Consider the following 19703-nt stretch of genomic DNA (forward strand, 5'->3'; position numbering starts at 1 on the left):
CTCAGGCCGGTCCTACCAGCGGCAGGCTGCGATGCTGCTCGCGGTACAACCTCAGGCAGGCCTCAACCACCGCCGGATCGAACAGCTGGTGTTTGCCGGCTTCGATCGTGTCCAGGGCCTTTTCGATCCCCGGCGAGAATCGGTAGGGGCGATTGGTGGACATGGCTTCCAAGGTATCGGCCACCGCCAGAATCCGGCCCTCCAGACTGATCGCATCCCCCTTCAGACCGTTGGGATAGCCACTGCCATCGAGTCGCTCGTGGTGGTGGAGCACGGCCTCGGCCACGGGCCAGGGAAAGTGAATCGGCTTGAGCGCGTCATACCCCGCCTGCACGTGGGTCTGGAGCAGGGCATATTCCTGGGGCGACAGGCGAGTGGGTTTGGTGAGGATCTCGCTGGGAATCGTGAACTTGCCGATGTCATGCACCAGGCCGCTGATCCGGATTCCCTCGATCTGCTGGCTCTCCAGCCCCATCTCGCGGGCCATCTCGCAGGCCAGGGTCGCCACCCTCGTCTCATGTCCGGCGGTGTAGGGATCCCGGGCTTCATTGATGGCCACCAGCGCGGCCACCATTTCCTCGAGGCTCTGCAACGTTTCGGCTTTGTACTGCATCATCTGACGCTGGTTCGCCCGTTGCTCCGAGAGGTCCCGGATCGTGCACTGAATCATGCGTTGATTGCCTTCCAGGTAGAAATTGCTCACGAACTCCACTTCCTTTTGCCGGCCATCACTGGTCACCAATGGAAGATCGTCGTAGTGATTGAAGCCGTTCTGCTGAAGCCTCACGAACGACTCGATCGCCTTCTCCTTGTCGTTGAACACACCGATCTCCCAGAGCTGCTTGTCGATCAGCTCGTGCAGGTCGAATCCCAGGAGCGTGCTGATCTTCGGGTTCGCCTGGGTGATCCGGCCCGTATCCCCATTCAGGATCAAGATGCCATCCATGGCCGACTCGAACAGGCAGCGGTAGCGCTCCTCACTCTCGACAAGGGCCTGTTTCGAGCGGGTTTCCCGCACGGCGCGCCCCAGGGCCGGCCCGAGTTTTTCCATCTCGTGCTTGTAGACGAAGTCCACCGCTCCGCGCCCCAGGCCCTCGAAGGCCATCGATTCAGAAACGGTTCCGGACACGAACAGGAACGGCACATCGGGGCACAGGCTCTGGGCGATTTCGAGCGCCCTCGATCCTGAAAAGTTCGGCAAACTCCAGTCGGCGAGAATCGCTTCGGGCATGCCCCATTCCAGGGCGGCCCGAAAGCCGGCTTCGTTGTCGGCGCGGCGCAGGCTCACCTCCAGCCCCGCCGCCTTCAGGGCATCGCCCATCAGCTCGAAATCCAGATCCGAGTCCTCAACGATGACCAGATCGAGCGGTCCGAGCACGGCAGAATTCAGGCCGGTCACCGCGTTTCACCCGGTAAGGCGTTGAGCAGCATCCAGTAGAGGCCCAGTTCCCTGACTGCCGTCATGAAGTTCTCGGACTCCACCGGCTTGACCAGATAGCTGTTAACGCCCAGGTTGTAGGCCCGCACGAGGTCGGATTCCTCGCGCGAGGAGGTCAGCACCACCACCGGCAGCAACCGGGTGCGCTCATCGTTGCGGATCTGGCGCAGCACCTCGAGGCCATCGACCCGCGGCAGCCGCAGATCCAGCAGCACCAGCTTCAGGCGCTCGACCTGACCAATGTTCTCGGGCCCCAGCAGGATCTCGAGGGCTTCGGCGCCATCCTTCGCCCACTGCACCTGGTTGATCAGATGGGTCTCCCGCAGGGCGTCCATCGTCAACTCGGCGTCGTCAGGATTGTCTTCCACCAGCAGAACCTGCATGGCCCCTGTTGATGTGTTCATGGCGTCGGACTCGCGGAAGGAACATCACCCCGATTCGGCAGGGCGAAGGAGAACGTGGCCCCCTGGTTCGGCTGGCCCTCGCCCCAGATGCGCCCTCCATGGCGGCGCAGGATCCGTTGGGCGATGGCCAGCCCAGCGCCGGATCCCTCGAATTCGTCCTGGCGATGCAGCCGCTGAAACACGCCGAACAGCTTGTCGGCATAGGCCATGTCGAAGCCGGCCCCGTCATCGCGGATGGTGTAGATCGCCTCCTCGCCCTTCACCTCACCAGACACGCTGATGTGGGCCAAGGGCTGCTTGCCGGTGAATTTGATCGCGTTGCCCAGCAGGTTGACCCACACCTCCCGCAGCATGGCCGCGTCTCCCCGGGTGGAGGGCAGAGGAGAGCATGTGAAGGCGATGTCCCGGCCCGGTTCGAGGCTGCACAACTCGTCGCCCACCGCCCTCGCCATGGCTTCCATGTCCACGTCCTGGGCCTGCAGTTCGCGGCGACCCATGCGCGAGAACGCGAGCAGGTCGTCGATCAACTGACCCATGCGTACGGCGTTGTCACGCACCACCTGCAGGAGGCGATGACCCTCGTCGTCGAGCGACTGGCCGTAGTTCAGCAGCAGCTTGCGCGAGAAGCCGTCGACGGCGCGCAGGGGGGCCCGCAGATCGTGGGACACCGAGTAGGCGAAGGCCCCCAGTTCCTCGTTGGCGATATGCAGTTCGGCGGTGCGCTCCTGCACCCGTTGCTCGAGTTCGGCGTTGAGGCTGCGCACCTCCTGTTCCGATCGCTTCAGCTCGGCGGTCCGAGCGATCACGCGGCCCTCCAGATCGAGATTGAGGGCCTGGAGCTCATGTTCCAACCGTAAGTGTTCGGTCACATCCCGGGCGGCTGCGACAACTCCGGCTACGACTCCAGCATCGTCGCGGTACACGCTCGCGTTTTCCTCGACGTCGATCAGTCGGCCTGAGATATGGCGCAGGCGCAGGTCGAAATCCTGGAGCGAGCCGTGCTCGAATACCTGCCGGCATCCTTCCCGCGCCCGTGCCTGGTCGGAGAAGAGCGCGGCAAACTCCTGGCCCACCAGGGCCTCTCGGGCCTGGCCCGTGGCCTGTGCCATCGCCTCGTTCACGTCACGGATGAGGCCGCCTGGGCTGATCGTGACCATCGGATCGAGGCTGGCCTCGATCAGGCTGCGGGCGTAGTTCAGGACGGCAAGGTGTGCCTCCTCCTCCAGCTTCAGCTTGGTGATATCAACGATTTCGCTGATCGTGTCCAGGGGTTCGCCCGAGGTGGTCCGCCGCAGGTGCAGGCTCTGGTCGCCCCAGACCAATGAACCGTCCTTGTGGAGGAAGCGCTTGATCAGACGCACCGAATCGCTGTTCCCCATCTGGAGCGCGTTGATGGCCTTCAGGGTCGCTTGCCGGTCGTCGGGGTGGGTCAGATCCGCCCAGTTCAGCCCGGAGAACTCCTGCTGGCTGTAACCCAGCATCTGGCAGCAGGCCAGGTTCACTTCCATGGCGTCGTTGCTCTGGCGAATCGTCTTGGCCACAGCTGAATGCTCGAACAGGTAGCGAAAGCGCCGCTCCCCCTGAACGATTTCATCGGCACGGCGTTGGTCGGTTTGCTTCTGCTGTCGAAACAGGCTCGAATAGGTGCTCAGCAGCAGGATCAAAGAAAGAGCCGCCAGCAGCTCGAACCAGGTGGTGTACGCCTGATCCAGCTTCAGCTGCGCATAGCGCTCGCCAAGCAACCGTTGCTCGTCGTGCTGCATGCTTGTGAGGATCGTGTTCACCCGTTGCATGGACCCCTGCGCACGGGTGGCCACCAGCTGGCTGGCTGGCTCGAAGCCGACGCGGCTGCGCTGGCGCACCCCGTCTTCCAGCAGCGCCAGGCGCTCCTTGAGGGCTGCCTGAAGGCGTTTCAAGCGTTGTCTTTGGGTCTGGTTGTCAGCGATCAGGTCCTGGATCCGGTTCAGGGCCGTCGTCAGCCGCTGTTCGCCGAGCCGGCGCTCGATCAGGAAGGAGGGAAGGCCGGTGATGATGTAGCCACGGGCGGCCGACTCCGTCTGCAGCACACCGATGTCGGCTTCATGAAGCGCCTCGACGACCCTTTCGCTGTGGGCAATCAGATTGATGGAGTTCTCGGAATTGTTGGATTGCTTCCAGGCGATTCCTCCGAACAGCACCACCATCAGTGAGGCGGCAACGATCGAGATGGGCAAGTTGGCGAGCCGGCCTGGGGACGGCCGCTGGTCAGCGTTGACGATGGTCATGGTTGGGTGCCCCCTCTTAACCGTATGCACGTCTGCGGGTCTTGACGGGAATCCGTGGGCGACGGAAGGCGAGACTGGTTGAGGTTCCGCTTCCGACTGACCTGCGGGTCCCGATGACCATGACCGAACCCCTGGAGGGAAGTCTCCAGTCGTTGCCCCCGCTGCGCTTCAACGACGCTGGCCTGATCCCGGCGATCGCCCAGGACTGGCTCGATGGGGCCGTGCTGATGGTGGCCTGGATGAACCGGGAGGCGATCGAGCGCACCCTCTCCAGCGGCGAGGTGCACTACTGGAGCCGCTCCCGGCAGGAGCTCTGGCACAAGGGCGCCACCAGCGGCCACTTCCAGCGGCTGCGGGGCCTCCGCTACGACTGCGATGCCGACGTGCTGCTTCTGAGCATCGAGCAGATCGGTGACGTGGCCTGCCATACCGGGGCGCGCAGCTGCTTCTACGACCAGGGCCCGCTTGCCACCGCCGGTGGAGCCGATGCCCCGCCGCCCCCGGCGGATGCCTGCACCGAACTGATGCGGGTGATCGAGGGTCGCCGCGACCAGCCGGAACCGGGCAGCTACACCAACAAGCTGCTGGAGGGGGGCGACAACCGCATCCTCAAGAAGATCGGCGAGGAGAGCGCCGAATTCGTGATGGCCTGCAAGGACGACGACAGCCGTGCGATCGCCGGCGAGGCAGCGGATCTGCTCTTTCACCTGCAGGTGGCCCTGGCCCACCACGGGGTGAGCTGGCGGCAGGTGCAGGAGGTGCTCGCCGCCCGCCGCGGTGCCCCCCGCCGCGGCTAATCGGCGCAGCCATGGCCTCGGCTTGCCGCCTCGCCAAGCCCTGCCGCCACCGCAGGCCACCACTGCGCCGCCACCTCCGGCGTGCCGTACCAGCGCGGTCCGAAGGCGCCACCATGGGCCACTCCCGCCAGGGTGATCGCCTCGGATCCTGCCAGCAGGGCCGAAGTCACGGGCACGAGCCCATCGCCGGGGGCGGCGGCATCGCCGCAGATGTTGCGGTAAGAGGACGGAGCGAGGCGGCGAGCGGTGGGGCTGAATGCGGCGGGAGGGAGGTCCCCCGCCACCGAGACGTAGCGCACCTGGTCGGCGAAGGGGCAGCCGGGCAGCTCCCGATCGACCCTCTGACGCAGAGGCGTCGCCCGCCGGGCGGTATGGGGACTGCCAAGCATCACCAGGGTGTTGGCCAGGGCCTTGCCGTTGTAGGTACGCCCCTCGAAGGGCCGATCCGCCAGGAAGAGGCGCAGCATCACCCCACCGGAGCTATGGCCGATCAGGGTGACGCGGCCCGTGGGGGAGTGGGTGGCCTGCTCGGCCACCAGGGCGGCGACCCGATCGAGCAGCCGCACCCAGCCGAAGGGGAAGGAGGTGAGCAGCCAGTCAAAACGGCTGGCAGGCACCAGCAGCACCGGCTGGGAGGTCTGGCCCTGCAGCCAGAGCCGCAGGGGCTCGTAGGCCTCGGCGGTGATCAGGAAGCCACCGAGGATCACGATCGGCTGCTGGGTCATCGACGGGGCGTCACGGACAGGGCACCAGCCAACCATCCCCGACGGCAGGACGGGCGCCACACCTGCGAGAATGATTCTCATCCTTCCGGCGCTGCCATGGCCTCCCCGCTTCCCGCTTGCCTGGGTGTGCTGCCGGTGGTGGCGCTGCTGGTGCTGGTCGGCTGCACTGCCCCCGCCGGTGGGCCCGCGCCCCCGCCGACCGCAGAATCCGGGGCGCCATCTCGGCCGGTGGTGGTCACCACGGTGCTGCCGATCACGCTGCTGACCCGGGCCGTGGCCGGCGACTGCGCCACGGTGGAGCCCCTCTTCCCCTCCACCACCGATCCCCATGACCTGCAGGTGCGACCGGCCGAGATGGCCCGTCTCGCCCGGGCCCGCGTGCTGGTGCGTAACGGACTCGGCCTGGATGATTTCCTGCTACCGCTGATCGGCGGCGCCGGCCGCTCCGATCTGCGGGTGATCGAGGCCAGCCGTGGCGTCACCCCCCTGCCAGTGGAGGACGACCACGGCCATGGGCACGGCAGTGATCACGACCACTCAGACAGCCATGGGGGTGTGAATCCCCATGTGTGGCTCGACCCCCTGCGGGCCCGTCAGCAGGTGGGCACCATCCGCGATGGGCTGATCGCCGCCGATCCAAGCTGCCGCAAGGGATATGGCGAGCGGGCGGAGGCCTTCTCACGGCAGCTCACCGCACTCAACCAGAGGCTGGAACGCCAGCTGGCTCCCTATCGGGGCAGCACCGTGGTGACCTTCCACGACCTGCTGCCTTACTTCGCGGATCGCTACCAACTCCAACGGGCCGTGCTCGTGAGCACGCCGGGGGAGAGTCCCTCGATCGCGGCCCTTGAGCAGGCCGGCCGCATCGTTCGCCGCGAGGGTCTGCGGGGCCTGCTGGCCGAGCCCCAGCAGAACAACCGGGCCTTGTTGGCCCTTTCCCGTGATCTGGGTCTGCCGATCCTGCGCTTTGATCCGCTGGAGCGGGGCGAGGAGAGCAGCGAACCCGCAGCCGCCCGCTATCTGCGCACCATGGAAGCCAACGGCGCCGCGGTCGCTGGCGCACTGGGCGGATCGCCAGACCGGTCCACCGCGGTGGGCGCTCCCGCAGATCGCTAGGTTGAAGCGATGGCGGAAATGATTCTCGAAGTCAGCGGCCTCACGGTGCGGCGGCGGGGCACCACCGCGGTGGAGAACGTCAGCTTCTCGCTCGCCGCCGAATCCGATACCGCGCTGGTGGGCCCCAACGGCGCCGGCAAGAGCACCCTGGTGCAGGCCATCCTCGGACTGCTCCCCCATCAGGGCGGTCAGGTGCGACTGCTGGGCGAACGCCTGGATGGCCGGGGCCGCCTTTCCGCCAGCGTGCGCGAGCAGATCGCCTACCTGCCCCAGAGGCTGGCCCTGACCGGACCCATTCCCCTCACGGTGACGGAATTCGTGGGTCTCGGCTGGGATGGCACCAGGCTGCGCCTGCCCTGGAGAGGCGAGGTGCGTCGCCGTGATGCCATCCACTCCGCCCTGGCCAAGACGGGCTGCGAGGTCTTCGCCGAGCAGCGGATCAGTGACCTCTCCGGCGGGCAGCTCAAGCGGGTGCTGCTGGCCTTCTGCGTGGTTCGCCCCCGCCGGCTGCTGGTGCTCGATGAAGCCCAGGCGGGCCTCGATCCCCAGGCCTCGGAAGCCTTCCAGCAGCTTCTGTTCAGCCTGCGGCGCAGCGAGGGCTGGACGATCCTGCAGGTCTCCCACGACCTCGACATGGTGCGCCGCACCTGCGATGGGGTGCTCTGCCTCAACCGCAGCCTGCGCTGCTCCGGCAGCCCCGATCACGCCCTCAGCCAGGCCCAGCTGGAGCGGCTCTACGGCCGCGACTATCTGCCTTATCACCACCACCATGGCGCCGGTGGGTGACGCGGTCTCGATTCCGGAGCTCCTCGCCCTGCCCTTTCTGCAGCGCGCAATGCTGGCAGGCGCCCTCACCGGTGCCCTTGGAGGCGTGCTGGGCAGTTTCGCGGTGCTGCGCCAGCTCTCCTTCTTCAGTGATGCCCTGGGTCACTCGGCCCTGCTCGGCATCAGCCTGGGAGTGGCCCTGGGTCTGAATCCCACCCTGGTGCTGATTCCCTTCGCGGTGCTGTTCGCCCTGCTGGTCAATCACCTGGTGGAGCGCAGCCAGCTGCCCACCGATGCCCTGCTGAACATCATTTACTCCTCCTCCCTGGCGATTGCCGTGGTGGCCCTGAGCCTGCTGCCCGGGTACCAGGGCGGGCTGCAGCAGCTCCTCTTCGGCGACATCCTCGGTGTGGACGGGCTGGATCTTCTGCTGGTGACTCTGTTGCTGCTGGGGGTTGGCACCTATCTGTTGGTGACCCGCAGCAGCCAGATCCTGCTCAGCCTCGATGAGTCCCTGGCCCTCTCCCGTGGCGTGGCGGCCCAGCGACAGCGGCTCGTCTTTGTGGTCGTGCTGGCGGTGGTGGTGGCGGTGTCGATCAAGGCGGTGGGGGTGCTGCTGATCAGTGCCTTCGTGGTGATTCCCGCCTGCGCCGCGCGGCTGGTGAGCCGCCATTTCGGTGGCTATGTGCTGATGGCCGCCGCCCTTGGCAGCGGCGGTGCCGTGGCAGGCGTGCTGGCCTCAGCGTTCCTCAACCTTCCCTCCGGCCCCTGCGTGGTGATCGTGCAGCTGCTGGGCTTCCTGTTCGCCCTGGTTGCCGGTCGGGGGTTGCAGGGCCGGCCCGCCTGATCCGGGGGCGAAGACACTGGGCTGCTGCTGCAGCCAGCGGAGGGTGGCGCGGTCGCGGGGGCCGATCTCCAGCACCGGCTTTGCCCCCGGCACCGCCGCCATCACATCAGCGGGCTGGTCGCTGTGGCCCCACAACCCGAAGGCATGGCCGAGTTCATGCAGGGCGGTGGCTTCGATGCCCAGCTGGCGCTGGTTCGGGGAGAGCAGCACCTGCAGGCGGGGCTCCAGCTGCCAGGCACCGTTCCGCCGCACCCAGCGCGCCCCCAGCAGCTCGGCGCGCCCATGGCTGGCCCGCTGTTCCCCCTCCAGAAGCCGCAGCGGCGGCCGCCGGCGCAGCACCTGAATCTGGGCGGCGGCGGGATCATTCACCCTTTCGATCGCCAGCAGCTCCTGCCAGCGGGCCAGGGCCGCCTCCACCGCCTCGCTCCAGCGGCGATCCCAGATGGAGGCCCCTTCCCCGATCGGTTCGACCCAGACGCACCAGGGGGAGCGGTGAATCCAGCCCCAGACGCCAGCCTGGAGCCGGTGGCGGTAATCCTCGGAATCCTCGGGGCCGGCTGGTGCTGGCGCCCTGGTGGTCGAGGTCCTTGGGATCGGCGCCTCTGGGGGAACGGCCGGCAACACCACCTCGGGCAAAGGGCAGCTCTGATGGCCAGAGACCTTCTGTGGGTCCACCGGAACCCCAGGGTTCGGGCGCACAGACCCTGCAGCCGAAGGTGAAACCGTTGAGCCGAGCAGCACGGCCGAGAAGGTGATCCCCGACACCCGACGGGCGATCAGGATCCGCTCAACCCGCCCTGACCGCCCAGCCCTCACCCGGCAGCACCGGGCAGGCCGACACCACGGGCCATCAGGGTGGCCAACAGCGGGATGGCTGCGAATCCGGCCAGCTCGATGTTGAGGATCCAACCCAGACGCTTGGCCAGGGCCTCGCTCACCTGCGGAGCCTCACCCTTGCGCAACGGGATGGCCCAGAGGATGTAGGTGACCGTGGGATAGAGCGACAGGGTTCCGACTGACAGGTAGAGGCCCACCTTCCACCAGAACAGGGGATTTTCGGTATAGAAAGCGCTGCCCTGGCCGAAGTGGAGCACCCGCAGGATGCCGCTCCCCAGCAGGGCCAGGGCTGCCAGTCCGTAGATCACGTCCGTGATCACCATCAGCGTGGCGTCCTGCTTGCTGGGGTTGGGGCGGATCAGCCGCCGCTCCAGCACCAGGGCCCCGAAGCAGAGCATGAAGCTGAGGTAATGCACGTAGGCCACAGCGGCACTGGAGAGCACCGGGGTGGGCAGGGCGGCGAAGCCAGGCATCGAGGAAGAGTGGAGCGTTGGCAGCGACGGTAGCCAAGGCACTCCGGCCTCAGCGGATGGCCACCGCTTTTCTGGATAGACCTCTTTTCAGGACAAATCGTATCTTCTGGACTGACCGCTTGCCAAGACCAACCTCTCGCCTGGGGCCGACGCATCCAAGGAGCCAGGTCGACAGGCTTCAGCGAGTGCAATTGTAATCAGATGAAAGTGTAAGAATTGGAAGAGAATATGTAATCAGTCAAAGGTTACGAAGAGAGTCGAAACGTGGGTTGTTATTCACCTGGCTCGTGCCCCCTCAGCAAATCAGCCTAGGTTCAATTCAGTCTCGGTAGTGGTTGTGATGGCGACATCGCTCAGCGCATATCTCGGTGAAATTGGTCGGCATCAACTTCTCACTCCCGAGCAGGAGCTCACCCTCGGCCGCAAGGTGCAGGCCATGGTGGGGCTTCAGGAGCGCTGCCACGAGGCTGGCGGCAGTGGGCCCGCCTGCGACTACAGCGATCTGGAGCGTCGGACCATGCGTCTGGGTGAGCGCGCCAAGGACCAGATGATCACCGCAAACCTGCGGTTGGTGGTGAATCTGGCCAAGCGCTACCAGGGCAAGGGCCTGGATCTTCTCGACCTGATCCAGGAAGGCACCCTTGGGCTCACCCGTGCCGTTGAGAAGTTCGACCCCACCCGCGGCCATCGCTTCAGTACTTATGCCTACTGGTGGATTCGTCAGGGGCTGAACCGTGCCCTGTCCACCCAGAGCCGCACGATTCGGATTCCCGTCAATGTGAACGAGAAGCTCACCAGGCTGCGGGCCGCCAAGGCCCGCTATCTCCAGGCCAATGGTCTACCCCCCGCCGCCAAGGATCTGGCTCGGATGATGGAGTTGCCTCTGGCCGATGTGGAGGATCTGCTGGGCTGCGAGCTGCGCAGCGTCACCGTGAGCCTGCAGGGGGTCGTGAAATCGAAGGCCGATCCGTCCGAGCTGGTGGACGTTCTGCCCAGCAACGAAATGCCGCCGATGGAGCGGGCTGAACTGGCCGAACGCAGTGCGTCGGTGTGGACGCTGCTGGAGCAGGCCAACCTCACCCCCAAGGAGCGCACCGTGGTGCTGTTGCGGTTCGGGCTGGATGGCACCAATGAATGGCGCACCCTGGCGGAGGTGGCCCGTCAACTGGCCTGCAGTCGCGAATACTGCCGTCAGGTGGTCCAGCGCGCCCTGCGCAAGCTGCGGAAAGCCGGCATCGAGAGCGGTCTGGTGGAAGCAGAATGAAGCTTCTGCGCGATCGGCGCCATGCCTTCCAGCTCCGCGGCGGCTTCGGCACGCCAATCCTCCTGCGCGACGGATTCCTTCGCAGCTGATTCCTTCGCAGCTGACTCCTTCGCAGCTGATGACCGCGCCGCTGACGGCTTCGATCCCGATCCCCCTCGAATGGAGGTCGAAGCCGAAGTGCTCCAAAGCCAGGTGGTTGACGAGGCCGTGCTGCTGCGCCTGCTGCGCCGCGCCGGTCGGCTGGTGGCACGGCCGGCCCTTGAGTGCCTTGAGCTGCTGCTCGATGCCTCCACCCCCGCCCAGGTGCGGTTCACGGTGCTGGCAGCCCTCACCTACCTGTTGGTGCCGATCGACCTGATTCCTGATTTCATCCCGGCGGCTGGCTTCAGCGACGATCTGGTCGCGATCACGGCCCTGCTGGGGCTCTGCACGCGCCATCTCACGCCCGACATCAAGCGCCGGGCGCAGCGCAGACTGGATCGCTGGTTCCCCCTCGGCCGCTGATGCCGTCCCTGAGCACCGATCAGCGCGAAGATCTCCAGTCTTTCCTCAAAGACTGGCTCCGCCATGCCGGCCGCAACCAGGCCGATCTGCGGCGGGCGCTGCGGGCCGCTTCGATTCGAATGCCGGTCCTGGTGGACGTGCTCGAGCAGATTCACCACACCGATGGACTGACGGGCCTGGCAGAGCGGCTCTGCGGCATCGAGGAGCTCTGGCAGCAGGAGGATCAGGGGGAGGACCCGCAGGCGGCCGTCGGCCATTCCGCCCTGGACGACCAGCTGGGCGAGCTGGATCTGTTGTTGCAGGAGATCCGCGGCGATCGTCAGCTCTGACAGCCAACAGCCAAAGTGTGGCCAACCAGCCCATCCCATCCCTTCCAATCCGCCGATCCCCTTGCCTTCTCTGTCATGACGACCTCGCGCCCCACCAACCGCCCCCTCCTCGCCGGCCTGGCCTTGATCACGGCCTCCACCAGCCTGGCTCTGCTCTGGGCGGCCCCCAGCCAGGCCCAGAGCCAGAGGTTCCTGCTGGGCCCGGGCAGCTCGGTCGGCCCTTCCACCAAGGTGAAACCGGAGAATTGTGTCACCGCTGAGGATGGCTCGATCACCTGTGACACCAAGCTGGAGAATTCCCCCAGCGACACTCCGGCAAGGCCCCAGATGGATCCCTTCCGGAACTGACTGACCCAGAGCCGACAGCGATGCGCATGCAGCCGTGCAGATGAAAACAAGGCCCTGGTTTCGGCGTGTCACCGACGATGGTGGCTTCCTGCATCTGATTGATCGAGGTGAGCAGCAGCTGGCCAAGCTGTTGGCTCTGTTGCTGTGTGTGGTGATTGCCGCCGCCACCATCCAGTTGGTTGGGATGGTGATCGGTTCGCTGTTCACGTCCAACAGCCGCTGGATGGGGGACGACCTCACGGCAGTGCTGGGTGATCTGCTCAATCTGCTGATCGCCCTGGAGGTGCTGCAGAACATCACCTCCTATCTGCGGAGCCACGTGGTGCAGATCGAGCTGGTGTTGCTCACCGCGATCACCGCCGTGGCTCGGAAGGTGATTGTGCTGCCACCCGGTGCCGAGAACAAGCCGGAGCTGCTTGTGGGGCTCGGGATTGCGGTGCTCTGTCTGGCGGCTGCCTTCTGGCTGATGCGTAGCATCAGTCTTCGCAAGCTGCCTTCGAGAACAGAGCCAGCCATATGGAACCGGGAGCGGGATCCGTCCTTTCCAGACGATGGGCTCGATGAGCACTGATCCAGAGGCTGTCGCCGGCGGTCAGCTGCCGCGGCTGGAGCTCATCGGCAAAGCGCAGTGTGGCGCTGCCGCGTAGCAAAACCACCCATTCGTGCTCGTCCTGGTCGTACCAGACGTTCTCAGGATTGGCGAAGTCGCAGGAATGGATTCGCTCCAGACGCAGGTCCGGCCCCTCTAACAGCAGGCGGGTCTCTTCGGTTCCAGCGGGTGGACAGGCACCAGAGAGCAGGTTGTCATCCCCGCCGGCGTGACCATCCTGCTCTCCCCAGCGGCGACCGATCTCAAAGCCGCAGCTGCGCGCCAGGGCCACCACCTGATGGTGATCGTCGCAGTCGCGCAGGGCCTGGCGCAGGGCCGGATCCGCTTCACTGAGGGCCACGAAGGCCTGAAGCTGCCGTACCTTTTCGAGGAACTGCTGCAGCTGGGCTTCGGCCATGGCAGGAGCACGGATCAACGGAGCGGCTTGATCATCCGCCAGCGCAGGAAGGTCGCCCCGCCGAACAGCACCACCTCCTCCTCCTGCACGCTCCAGCCGAGTCGCGTCAGCAGCGGCCGTGACAGCTGGCTGGCCTCGGTGCGCAACTGCCCGCAGCCCTGGTGGCGGGCATGGTCTTCAAGCTGGAGCAGCAGGGCCGTGGCTCGCCCCTGGCGGGATGAACGGCCGCGGCAATAGAGCAGAGAGAGTCGATCGATCGGATCGAGCACAGCGAAGGCTTCGATCCTCTGGGGATCGGCTGCCGCGCAACTGGCGAGGCCGTAGCCGCTGCAGAGTGCGGAACGCACCGCATCGCCGCGAGCAGCGTTGGTGGCCCAGGCCTCGATCTGTGTGGTGCTGTAGAGACCCTGGGCCTGGGAGATTACGGCGTCGTGATAGAGGTCAATCAGCTGGTTCAGATCCTCGGCAACCAGCGGACGGATGAGGGTCATGAAACTTGTGGTGGCATGGGTTGGTGTCACGACAACAGCTATGGCTGGTGTACGTTACGGAGGTCGGTCAATTGCTAGCGAAGACATTCCATGCTCATCGGAACGGAACTGCTGGCCAAGGTCAAGGAACTGGGTGATGCCAGCAAGTCGGAGATCGTCCGGGAATGCGGCTATGTGTCGTCCAAGAAGGACGGAGGCGATCGACTCAACTTCACCGCCTTCTACGAGGCCCTGCTCGAAGCCAAAGGCGTCGCTTTCGGCGGCGGTGGCAAGGTTGGCAAGGGTGGACGCAAGCTCAGCTACATCGCCACAGTTCAGGGCAATGGCAACCTGCTGATCGGCAAGGCCTACACCGCCCTGCTCGAGCTGGAGCCCGGTGAGGAGTTCGAGATCAAGCTGGGTCGCAAACAGATCCGCTTGCTGCCGGTGGGTGCCCTGGAAGAGATGCTCGAGGATGAAGACGAGTGAGATTCCAGCGCAAGATTCGATGGGGTGGCCTGGTCACCCCATGGCTGTTGGCCCTTGGGCTGATCGCTTCGCTGCTGACCCTCGAGCCAGGAGCCGCCCTGGCACTGGCTGATGCGGAGTCCAGTGCTGCGCAGATCAGTGCTTCACAGAACAGTGCTTCACAGATCAGTGCTGCGCAGTTCAGGGCATCTCAGCCAAGCGGCGCTCAGCTGTTCGAAAATCATTGCGTCGGTTGTCATCTGCAGGGAGGCAACATCATTCGTCGCGGCAAGACCCTCAAGCTGGCGGCCCTGCAACGCAACGGCATCGCTGATGCCGAAGCCGTTGCCGCAATCGCGCGGGCAGGCGTGGGTCAGATGAGCGGCTATGCCGAGGTGCTCGGCGACGAGGGCGTGTCTGTGGTGGCGGCCTATGTGTGGCAGCAGGCCGAGGCTGGCTGGCCCAAAGAGCCTCGGGGCAGCTGATCCCACGCCTGGCCCTTCAGAACGCCTGGATCCATGGATAGACCGCAACGGCCGTCCAGATGCCGTTGCGCCAGTAGACGTCAGATTTGACCAGGCCCTCAACCTCCTGCAGAGATCCAGCCTCAAAGATGCCGAACACGTGGGTGCTGGCTTCGGTGGGTCCAAGGGTGACCAGGGTTCCAGCCTCTTTGAGGCGCCGCAGACCCTCCAGGTGCTCCTGGCGGTAGGGCGTGCGTTTTTCGAGAGCGTTGTCGCAGTAGGTGCCCCAGAGCACAAACTTCGCCATCACCAATCGGTCGGTGTGGTCCGACAGTAAGGCCCATGGGACAGCAATCCGCTACAGCAGGCAGCAGCTCGGCAGAGTGGGTTGAGCACGCGTCAGACGTGCGAGCGCCAGCCGCTCGACTGGAGGCGGTGGCCAGCCCTGTGATTCCGGAGGTGGCGGCCCTGACCCGCCAGACCCCCGGAACCCTCTCCCTGGCTCAGGGGATGGTGCACTGGGCTCCGCCGCCCGGGGTGGATCTCGCCGTTCGGCAGGCTCTCGACGCTGCTGCCAGCGAGCCAGGCGGCTTCAGCGCCGCCCTGCACCGCTATGGCGCCATGGCTGGCGAGCCGGAGCTGCTGGCGGCGATCAGCACGAAGCTGCGGCACCACAACCAGCTGGACCTGGAGGGCAGCGCCCTGCTGGTCACGGCCGGCAGCAACATGGCGTTCAACGCTGTGGCGCAGGTGATCTGTGATCCCGGCAGTGAGGTGTTGCTGCCGGTTCCCTATTACTTCAACCACGCCATGGCGATCCAGCTGGCTGGCGGCGTGCCGGTGCCGGTGGAGGCCGGCTGGATTCCAGACCCGGAGATTCTGGCCAGGGCCATCACACCGCGCAGCCGCGCGATTGTGACGATCTCCCCCAACAATCCCAGCGGCCTGGTGATCCCCGCATCGCTGCTGGCGGCGATCAATGCCCTGTGTGAGCGCCACGGCCTGTTCCACATCAACGACGAGGCCTACGAACTGTTCGTGCATGGCGCCGAACCCCACTGGAGCCCTGGCTCCCTGGCGGGCAGTGGTGCCCACACGATTTCGCTGCATTCCCTTTCCAAGGCCTATGGCATGGCGGGCTGGCGGATCGGTTACGCGGCGCTGCCCCAGCAGCTGATGGCCGCTGTGGCCAAGGTGCAGGACACGGTGATGATCTGTCCGCCCCTGCTCAATCAGCGGGCTGCCTTGGCGGCCCTGGAGGCTGGACCGATCTGGTGCGCGCCGCGCATCGCGGCCCTGGGGGAGCGTCGCCTCCAGCTGGTGAATGCATTGAACGAGGCGGCTGAAAGCCTGCCCTGTGCCCTGCTGGCCCAGCCGGATGGGGCCTTTTATGCCCTGCTGCGCATCGATGTGCCTGGCGGCACCCTGGGTTCGCGGGATCTGATGCGGCAGCTGGTGCTGGAGCAGCGGTTGGCCAGCGTGGATGGCGCGAGCTTCGGGCTGGTGGAGCAGCGGCACGGCTGTGTGCTGCGGCTCAGCTACGGCATGCTCGATGCAACGGAGCTGGAGGAGGCTCTGCGGCGCCTGAGGCAGGGCATCAAGGCACTGATCCAATCCGGCCCCAGCGCCCCATGAACGGCCAGGTGAGATCGATGGGTGCCGCACCGTTCTGCGGCCATAGCGCCCGCAGATCCAGTTCCGCTGCCACCAAGGGATCGACCCCCTGCTCCCGTGCCCGCTGAACAGCAGACCAGGTGCCCAGATGGCCGAGGAAGGTGGCCAGGTCCCAGTGGCGCTCAATGGACAGATCGTCTGGGAAGGGGCATTCCTCTGCGGGAAAGGTCAGATCCTGATAGGCGTTATCGACCAGCCGTCGCTCGGGAGGCCACCAGGGCGCCAGGGTGTCGCTGTAGAAGGTCTCAAACCAGAAGCGCAGTGGCGCGGTGGGCATGCGCACGGGCAGATAGCCGATCCAGGCCATGGCGGCACCTGGGCGCGCCACGCGACGCAGCTCGGCTTCGAAGGCGGGTCCGGCGAACCAGTGCACCGCCGCTGCCACCATCACCCCTGAAACGCTGGCTGGCTCCAGGCCACTGGCCGTCGCTGAAGCGCAGCGGTAGTGCACCCGCTCCTGTGCCGCGGCCGCCGCCAGTTGCTCGGCGCTGGCATCGGTGGCGATCACCTCGCTGAAGTGGCGCGCCAGGGCCAGGGAGGCCTGGCCGCTGCCGCAGGCACAGTCCCAGACCCGATCACGCTGGGGACAGCGTGCGGCGAAGCGGGTAAAGAAGGGCTCTGGATAGGTGAGCCGGTAGCGGGCGTAATCGCTGGCCACGGCGCCGAACCAGCGGGAGGCGGCGGGAGCACTCGGGTTCGGAGAACCTCCAGTCGCAAACTCTTTGGGCCGGTCAGCCATCGGCTTTGATCAGGAGACTGAGCAGGCGAAGACAACGGGTCGTTTACCGGCGCTGACGCCATCATGGAGGGAACGGCAAGTGGGTGATGGCCATGCAACGAACCCTCCAGCGTCTCCAATGCCGTTCCGTTGCAAGCCCAATCCTCGTGGTGGTTGCCGCGGTCTTGGCCACGCTTCCGGCAGGGTGTGGCCCCGCCTTGCAGGCCCGCGGCAACGCCCGACCGGAAGGCCCTTCACTCCAGGCGATCGGTGCAGCCAGGGTTGCAGCCCTCGACCTGGCCAACCGCCGGGGCATCGCCTGAGCCCGTCTCCGGCAAGACTCAGGCGTCCAGACCCAGCCGCAGGGTCGAGCAGAACCTGCCAGCCGCTGCTGCGACATCTTCTCCGGCGGCATGGGCTTCGGCCATCACCTTGACCAGAGCGCTGCCCACGATGGCCCCGTTGGCGCCCCAATCGCGCACCTGGCGGGCCTGCTCAGGGCCGGAGATGCCGAATCCCACGGCCACGGGGGTGCCGTCGCTGGCCTTGAGCTGCTGCACGAGGTTGCCGACGCGGCTATGCAGAGTGCTGCGCACCCCCGTCACGCCGGTGACGCTGACCAGATAGGTGAATCCACGGCTGGCGGCATGGATGCGGGCCATCCTGCCGGCTGGGGTGGTGGGGGCCACCAGCAGCACCAGGTCCAGCCCTTCGGCGGCGGCGATCGGCGAGAGCTTCTCGGCTTCCTCCAGGGGCAGATCGGGAACCACCAGGCCAGCGGCTCCGGCGCTGGCGGCTTCCTTGCAGAAGGTCTCCATGCCCCGGTTGAGCAGGGGATTGCTGTAGGTGAACAGCACAACTGGCGTGCTCAGTGCACCGCGCAGACCAGCCAGCAGCTCCAGCACTGTTGCCGGCGTGGTTCCGGCCCGCAGGGCCCGGCTGGCGGCGGCCTGAATCACAGGCCCATCAGCCAGGGGATCGCTGTAGGGAATGCCCAGCTCAATCAGATTGGCGCCGTTCTGCTGCAGCGCCAGCAACGTCGCTGCGGTGGTGGCCAGATCGGGATCGCCGGCCATCAGGAACGGCATCAGGGCGCAGCGGCCTTGCTCGGCCAGGGAGGCGAACCGTTGATCGATGGCCGTTGCAGCGCTGCAGGCGGAAGGTGTCGCGGCAGAGGGGCTCATCGGCCGGTCCGAAGGGGCGTCGAAAGCGAGCCTATGGGGTCACATGTCGGCGTCGGCCTGGAGCTGGCCCACCTCAGCCAGCAATTTCTCTTGCTCCTCGGGGCTGAGGGAATCGAATTTGGCCTGCAGTTGCTCGATCGTGTGGGCGTCGTAGGCCTGGCGGTAGGTGCGCCGCTGCTCCATGTAGGTCATTTTTCCCGTCACCACCCGCAGCAGGTAGGTGGCCGTCCAGCCCACCACCACCAGCACCAGCAGCACCGAGGAGGCGATGCCGGCACTGAAGCCCTCGTAACCACTGGCGGCGAAGATGCCATAGCCAATCCCGCCAAGGCCGAAGACCAGCAGACCCAGCAGGATCGCCTGAGCGCGGCTCATGAGCCCGTGTCTCCCTGGCCCGCCATGCGCAGGTTGATGAAGGGAGAGAACAGGATCAGGCCGGGGAAAAACAGGAACACCAGGCCATAGACGCCAAAGCGCTCGATCTTGCCCATCACGTACCAGCGCTTCACCATCCACCAGTACAAGGCCAGGGGCACCACCACCAGGTAGGCACCCGCGAGGGCCACAAAAGCCCCAAGTCCGAGCAGGTTGGCTGCCGTGAGGAAGTCAGGCATGACCGATCGGAGCATCACTGCCACGAATTTAGGATGGTTGCGCCGGGGGCATGGCGGAATCGGTAGACGCAGCGGACTTAAAATCCGCAGGTGGCGACACTGTGGGGGTTCAAGTCCCCCTGCCCCCATCGCTAAAATCAACTGCAGTGCAGTGCATCTGAGAGATTCGTCCGATTTGCCCTGTCAGGCTTGGTGGTCACGATCTGGTCACAGAAAAGGCCATTTTCGACCAGAGTGGTCACGGTTCCGTGCCTCTCAAGGACCCCTATCTCGGACGCATCAACCGGGCGCTCAAAGACCTTGGCTATCCAGTGGTTCTTGAGGTCGTTCCCTCTGGCCAGCGCCTGCGTCTGAGGGGCACCCTCCCCTGCCCAGATGGGAGCTGGAAACGTCAGCGGATCTCAACTCCACTTCCGTACCCCGCAGGCGTCGATCAGGCCAGAGGGCTGGCCGAGAAGCTCGGGAGAGACCTGCAGCTGTTCAAGATGGGGTTACAGCCCTTCCCGTTTGACCAGTGGTTTGGGGACAACAACCCTGGAGGGGATGAGTCGAGCCGCAGCGTCAGTGGTACCGCCGCTGTTCGCAGCACCGAGATCTGGTGGCGTCGACAGCGAAAACGAGGTGGCAGCGCCGATGTCTCATGGACGACGGACTATGCCGCGCCGCTCAGGCCCCTGCTGGTCCTGCCGGCTGTGGATCTCAAGGTGCTTCGGGCCCTGGTGGAAAGCAAGGAGATGGGTACCCGTAGCCCCGCCGTAGAGCATCGATCGCAGCCGTTGCGGTCGCAAGGGCGATCGAGCTGGGTCCAGAAGCTGTGCAATTGCTCAAGGACTTGGGCAAGGGCTACAGCCCCCGTAAGGACGCAGCACCACGGGATCTGCCCAGCGACGCACTGATCCTGGAGGTGATCCGATGGGCTGCTCTCGGACTGGCAGTGGGTGGCGGGGCTATGCGCCACCTTCGGGGCCCGTCCCCATGAAGCGCTGCTGATGG

At 65.8% G+C, this 19703-nt stretch carries 26 protein-coding genes and 1 tRNA gene; 14 read left to right on the forward strand and 13 right to left on the reverse strand.

What is annotated here, in order from left to right:
• Nucleotide 1 precedes the first annotated feature (1 nt).
• The 3 genes from KQ310_RS15665 to KQ310_RS15675 are packed head-to-tail and all read right to left on the reverse strand — an operon-like array spanning nucleotide 2 to nucleotide 4106.
• On the reverse strand, nucleotides 2-1378 hold the full coding sequence (locus KQ310_RS15665; RefSeq protein ID WP_259722661.1) for an HD domain-containing phosphohydrolase: 1377 nt from the start codon (nucleotides 1376-1378) through the stop codon (nucleotides 2-4).
• Nucleotides 1379-1395: 17 nt separating this feature from the next.
• The gene (locus tag KQ310_RS15670; RefSeq protein WP_259722662.1) at nucleotides 1396-1842 is read right to left on the reverse strand and encodes a response regulator; all 447 of its coding nucleotides are present in this window, start codon (nucleotides 1840-1842) and stop codon (nucleotides 1396-1398) included.
• Nucleotides 1839-4106 (reverse strand): PAS domain S-box protein, encoded by a 2268-nt coding sequence (locus KQ310_RS15675; RefSeq protein ID WP_259722663.1) that lies wholly within the window; start codon nucleotides 4104-4106, stop codon nucleotides 1839-1841. The genes KQ310_RS15670 and KQ310_RS15675 overlap by 4 nt, the downstream gene beginning before the upstream one ends.
• A 119-nt stretch (nucleotides 4107-4225) precedes the next feature.
• Here KQ310_RS15675 and hisIE point away from each other — a divergent pair, with 119 nt between their 5' ends.
• On the forward strand, nucleotides 4226-4903 hold the full coding sequence (gene hisIE, locus KQ310_RS15680; RefSeq protein WP_259722664.1) for a bifunctional phosphoribosyl-AMP cyclohydrolase/phosphoribosyl-ATP diphosphatase HisIE: 678 nt from the start codon (nucleotides 4226-4228) through the stop codon (nucleotides 4901-4903).
• Here hisIE and KQ310_RS15685 read toward each other — a convergent pair.
• Complete coding sequence (locus KQ310_RS15685; RefSeq protein ID WP_259722665.1) at nucleotides 4900-5628, reverse strand: esterase; 729 nt, start codon at nucleotides 5626-5628, stop codon at nucleotides 4900-4902. The two genes, hisIE and KQ310_RS15685, sit on opposite strands and share 4 nt — an antisense overlap.
• 96 nt (nucleotides 5629-5724) lie before the next feature.
• On the opposite strand from KQ310_RS15685, the gene KQ310_RS15690 reads away from it, so the two are divergent.
• The 3 genes from KQ310_RS15690 to KQ310_RS15700 are packed head-to-tail and all read left to right on the forward strand — an operon-like array spanning nucleotide 5725 to nucleotide 8356.
• Nucleotides 5725-6744: a metal ABC transporter solute-binding protein, Zn/Mn family gene (locus tag KQ310_RS15690; protein WP_259722666.1), complete on the forward strand. Its 1020-nt coding sequence runs from the start codon at nucleotides 5725-5727 to the stop codon at nucleotides 6742-6744.
• 9 nt (nucleotides 6745-6753) lie between these two features.
• Nucleotides 6754-7530, forward strand: a complete 777-nt coding sequence (locus KQ310_RS15695; protein WP_259722667.1) for a metal ABC transporter ATP-binding protein — start codon at nucleotides 6754-6756, stop codon at nucleotides 7528-7530.
• Nucleotides 7523-8356, forward strand: coding sequence for a metal ABC transporter permease (locus KQ310_RS15700; RefSeq protein WP_399238699.1), 834 nt, complete (start codon nucleotides 7523-7525; stop codon nucleotides 8354-8356). The genes KQ310_RS15695 and KQ310_RS15700 overlap by 8 nt, the downstream gene beginning before the upstream one ends.
• On the opposite strand, the gene KQ310_RS15705 is transcribed toward KQ310_RS15700, so the two are convergent.
• Together KQ310_RS15705 and KQ310_RS15710 are read right to left on the reverse strand one after the other, a co-directional pair.
• A complete protein-coding gene (locus tag KQ310_RS15705; RefSeq protein ID WP_259722669.1) occupies nucleotides 8249-8983 on the reverse strand; it encodes a matrixin family metalloprotease in 735 nt (244 codons plus the stop codon). The two genes, KQ310_RS15700 and KQ310_RS15705, sit on opposite strands and share 108 nt — an antisense overlap.
• 185 nt (nucleotides 8984-9168) lie before the next feature.
• Entirely contained in the window at nucleotides 9169-9666 is a 498-nt protein-coding gene (locus tag KQ310_RS15710; protein WP_259722670.1) for a DUF2214 family protein, read from the reverse strand.
• Between the two features lie 340 nt (nucleotides 9667-10006).
• Between KQ310_RS15710 and KQ310_RS15715 the strand changes: the two genes are divergently transcribed.
• The 5 genes from KQ310_RS15715 (at nucleotide 10007) to KQ310_RS15735 (ending at nucleotide 12682) form a co-directional block, all read left to right on the forward strand.
• A complete protein-coding gene (locus tag KQ310_RS15715; RefSeq protein WP_259722671.1) occupies nucleotides 10007-10930 on the forward strand; it encodes a sigma-70 family RNA polymerase sigma factor in 924 nt (307 codons plus the stop codon).
• A gap of 159 nt (nucleotides 10931-11089) precedes the next feature.
• On the forward strand, nucleotides 11090-11434 hold the full coding sequence (locus KQ310_RS15720) for a YkvA family protein (protein WP_259722691.1): 345 nt from the start codon (nucleotides 11090-11092) through the stop codon (nucleotides 11432-11434).
• Nucleotides 11434-11763, forward strand: a complete 330-nt coding sequence (locus tag KQ310_RS15725) for a hypothetical protein (protein ID WP_259722672.1) — start codon at nucleotides 11434-11436, stop codon at nucleotides 11761-11763. The genes KQ310_RS15720 and KQ310_RS15725 overlap by 1 nt, the downstream gene beginning before the upstream one ends.
• A 75-nt stretch (nucleotides 11764-11838) precedes the next feature.
• Entirely contained in the window at nucleotides 11839-12111 is a 273-nt protein-coding gene (locus tag KQ310_RS15730) for a hypothetical protein (RefSeq protein ID WP_259722673.1), read from the forward strand.
• A gap of 40 nt (nucleotides 12112-12151) precedes the next feature.
• Nucleotides 12152-12682, forward strand: a complete 531-nt coding sequence (locus KQ310_RS15735) for a phosphate-starvation-inducible PsiE family protein (protein WP_259722674.1) — start codon at nucleotides 12152-12154, stop codon at nucleotides 12680-12682.
• Here KQ310_RS15735 and KQ310_RS15740 read toward each other — a convergent pair.
• Together KQ310_RS15740 and KQ310_RS15745 are read right to left on the reverse strand one after the other, a co-directional pair.
• Nucleotides 12588-13118: a Nif11 domain/cupin domain-containing protein gene (locus KQ310_RS15740; protein ID WP_259722675.1), complete on the reverse strand. Its 531-nt coding sequence runs from the start codon at nucleotides 13116-13118 to the stop codon at nucleotides 12588-12590. The genes KQ310_RS15735 and KQ310_RS15740 overlap by 95 nt on opposite strands.
• 14 nt (nucleotides 13119-13132) lie before the next feature.
• The gene (locus KQ310_RS15745; RefSeq protein ID WP_259722676.1) at nucleotides 13133-13609 is read right to left on the reverse strand and encodes a GNAT family N-acetyltransferase; all 477 of its coding nucleotides are present in this window, start codon (nucleotides 13607-13609) and stop codon (nucleotides 13133-13135) included.
• A gap of 90 nt (nucleotides 13610-13699) precedes the next feature.
• Between KQ310_RS15745 and KQ310_RS15750 the strand changes: the two genes are divergently transcribed.
• Together KQ310_RS15750 and KQ310_RS15900 are read left to right on the forward strand one after the other, a co-directional pair.
• Nucleotides 13700-14077 carry an AbrB family transcriptional regulator gene (locus KQ310_RS15750; protein ID WP_259722677.1) on the forward strand — a complete coding sequence of 126 codons (378 nt, stop codon included), beginning with the start codon at nucleotides 13700-13702 and terminating at the stop codon, nucleotides 14075-14077.
• Nucleotides 14074-14541, forward strand: a complete 468-nt coding sequence (locus KQ310_RS15900) for a c-type cytochrome (protein WP_311134760.1) — start codon at nucleotides 14074-14076, stop codon at nucleotides 14539-14541. Before KQ310_RS15750 ends, KQ310_RS15900 begins: the two co-directional genes overlap by 4 nt.
• 16 nt (nucleotides 14542-14557) lie before the next feature.
• Here the strand turns inward: KQ310_RS15900 and KQ310_RS15760 are convergent, their stop codons facing one another.
• Nucleotides 14558-14827 (reverse strand): YciI family protein, encoded by a 270-nt coding sequence (locus KQ310_RS15760; RefSeq protein ID WP_259722678.1) that lies wholly within the window; start codon nucleotides 14825-14827, stop codon nucleotides 14558-14560.
• Nucleotides 14828-14925: 98 nt separating this feature from the next.
• On the opposite strand from KQ310_RS15760, the gene KQ310_RS15765 reads away from it, so the two are divergent.
• Nucleotides 14926-16155, forward strand: coding sequence for an aminotransferase class I/II-fold pyridoxal phosphate-dependent enzyme (locus KQ310_RS15765; RefSeq protein ID WP_259722679.1), 1230 nt, complete (start codon nucleotides 14926-14928; stop codon nucleotides 16153-16155).
• On the opposite strand, the gene KQ310_RS15770 is transcribed toward KQ310_RS15765, so the two are convergent.
• Nucleotides 16118-16933, reverse strand: coding sequence for a class I SAM-dependent methyltransferase (locus tag KQ310_RS15770; RefSeq protein ID WP_259722680.1), 816 nt, complete (start codon nucleotides 16931-16933; stop codon nucleotides 16118-16120). The genes KQ310_RS15765 and KQ310_RS15770 overlap by 38 nt on opposite strands.
• A gap of 164 nt (nucleotides 16934-17097) precedes the next feature.
• Here KQ310_RS15770 and KQ310_RS15775 point away from each other — a divergent pair, with 164 nt between their 5' ends.
• Nucleotides 17098-17235 carry a hypothetical protein gene (locus tag KQ310_RS15775; protein ID WP_259722681.1) on the forward strand — a complete coding sequence of 46 codons (138 nt, stop codon included), beginning with the start codon at nucleotides 17098-17100 and terminating at the stop codon, nucleotides 17233-17235.
• A gap of 18 nt (nucleotides 17236-17253) precedes the next feature.
• Here the strand turns inward: KQ310_RS15775 and trpA are convergent, their stop codons facing one another.
• The 3 genes from trpA to KQ310_RS15790 are packed head-to-tail and all read right to left on the reverse strand — an operon-like array spanning nucleotide 17254 to nucleotide 18710.
• On the reverse strand, nucleotides 17254-18096 hold the full coding sequence (trpA, locus tag KQ310_RS15780; protein ID WP_259722682.1) for a tryptophan synthase subunit alpha: 843 nt from the start codon (nucleotides 18094-18096) through the stop codon (nucleotides 17254-17256).
• 39 nt (nucleotides 18097-18135) lie between these two features.
• Nucleotides 18136-18471 carry a DUF3007 family protein gene (locus KQ310_RS15785; protein ID WP_259722683.1) on the reverse strand — a complete coding sequence of 112 codons (336 nt, stop codon included), beginning with the start codon at nucleotides 18469-18471 and terminating at the stop codon, nucleotides 18136-18138.
• A complete protein-coding gene (locus KQ310_RS15790) occupies nucleotides 18468-18710 on the reverse strand; it encodes an NAD(P)H-quinone oxidoreductase subunit L (RefSeq protein ID WP_259722684.1) in 243 nt (80 codons plus the stop codon). Before KQ310_RS15790 ends, KQ310_RS15785 begins: the two co-directional genes overlap by 4 nt.
• 44 nt (nucleotides 18711-18754) lie before the next feature.
• Here KQ310_RS15790 and KQ310_RS15795 point away from each other — a divergent pair.
• Nucleotides 18755-18838, forward strand: a tRNA-Leu gene (locus KQ310_RS15795).
• Nucleotides 18839-19703 lie beyond the last annotated feature (865 nt).

The sequence above is a fragment of the Synechococcus sp. CS-1328 genome, from assembly GCF_025128095.1.
In the GTDB taxonomy this organism is placed as follows: Bacteria; Cyanobacteriota; Cyanobacteriia; order PCC-6307; family Cyanobiaceae; genus CBW1002.

What these genes read in the sequence shown, in the direction of transcription:
- KQ310_RS15670 (WP_259722662.1), bottom strand. Translation starts at nt 1,842, where the DNA reads ATGAACACATCAACAGGGGCCATGCAGGTTCTGCTGGTGGAAGACAAT.
- KQ310_RS15675 (WP_259722663.1), bottom strand. Translation starts at nt 4,106, where the DNA reads ATGACCATCGTCAACGCTGACCAGCGGCCGTCCCCAGGCCGGCTCGCC.
- hisIE (WP_259722664.1), top strand. Translation starts at nt 4,226, where the DNA reads ATGACCGAACCCCTGGAGGGAAGTCTCCAGTCGTTGCCCCCGCTGCGC.
- KQ310_RS15685 (WP_259722665.1), bottom strand. Translation starts at nt 5,628, where the DNA reads ATGACCCAGCAGCCGATCGTGATCCTCGGTGGCTTCCTGATCACCGCC.
- KQ310_RS15690 (WP_259722666.1), top strand. Translation starts at nt 5,725, where the DNA reads ATGGCCTCCCCGCTTCCCGCTTGCCTGGGTGTGCTGCCGGTGGTGGCG.
- KQ310_RS15695 (WP_259722667.1), top strand. Translation starts at nt 6,754, where the DNA reads ATGGCGGAAATGATTCTCGAAGTCAGCGGCCTCACGGTGCGGCGGCGG.
- KQ310_RS15710 (WP_259722670.1), bottom strand. Translation starts at nt 9,666, where the DNA reads ATGCCTGGCTTCGCCGCCCTGCCCACCCCGGTGCTCTCCAGTGCCGCT.
- KQ310_RS15715 (WP_259722671.1), top strand. Translation starts at nt 10,007, where the DNA reads ATGGCGACATCGCTCAGCGCATATCTCGGTGAAATTGGTCGGCATCAA.
- KQ310_RS15720 (WP_259722691.1), top strand. Translation starts at nt 11,090, where the DNA reads ATGGAGGTCGAAGCCGAAGTGCTCCAAAGCCAGGTGGTTGACGAGGCC.
- KQ310_RS15725 (WP_259722672.1), top strand. Translation starts at nt 11,434, where the DNA reads ATGCCGTCCCTGAGCACCGATCAGCGCGAAGATCTCCAGTCTTTCCTC.
- KQ310_RS15730 (WP_259722673.1), top strand. Translation starts at nt 11,839, where the DNA reads ATGACGACCTCGCGCCCCACCAACCGCCCCCTCCTCGCCGGCCTGGCC.
- KQ310_RS15735 (WP_259722674.1), top strand. Translation starts at nt 12,152, where the DNA reads ATGAAAACAAGGCCCTGGTTTCGGCGTGTCACCGACGATGGTGGCTTC.
- KQ310_RS15740 (WP_259722675.1), bottom strand. Translation starts at nt 13,118, where the DNA reads ATGGCCGAAGCCCAGCTGCAGCAGTTCCTCGAAAAGGTACGGCAGCTT.
- KQ310_RS15745 (WP_259722676.1), bottom strand. Translation starts at nt 13,609, where the DNA reads ATGACCCTCATCCGTCCGCTGGTTGCCGAGGATCTGAACCAGCTGATT.
- KQ310_RS15750 (WP_259722677.1), top strand. Translation starts at nt 13,700, where the DNA reads ATGCTCATCGGAACGGAACTGCTGGCCAAGGTCAAGGAACTGGGTGAT.
- KQ310_RS15760 (WP_259722678.1), bottom strand. Translation starts at nt 14,827, where the DNA reads ATGGCGAAGTTTGTGCTCTGGGGCACCTACTGCGACAACGCTCTCGAA.
- KQ310_RS15770 (WP_259722680.1), bottom strand. Translation starts at nt 16,933, where the DNA reads ATGGCTGACCGGCCCAAAGAGTTTGCGACTGGAGGTTCTCCGAACCCG.
- trpA (WP_259722682.1), bottom strand. Translation starts at nt 18,096, where the DNA reads ATGAGCCCCTCTGCCGCGACACCTTCCGCCTGCAGCGCTGCAACGGCC.
- KQ310_RS15785 (WP_259722683.1), bottom strand. Translation starts at nt 18,471, where the DNA reads ATGAGCCGCGCTCAGGCGATCCTGCTGGGTCTGCTGGTCTTCGGCCTT.
- KQ310_RS15790 (WP_259722684.1), bottom strand. Translation starts at nt 18,710, where the DNA reads ATGCCTGACTTCCTCACGGCAGCCAACCTGCTCGGACTTGGGGCTTTT.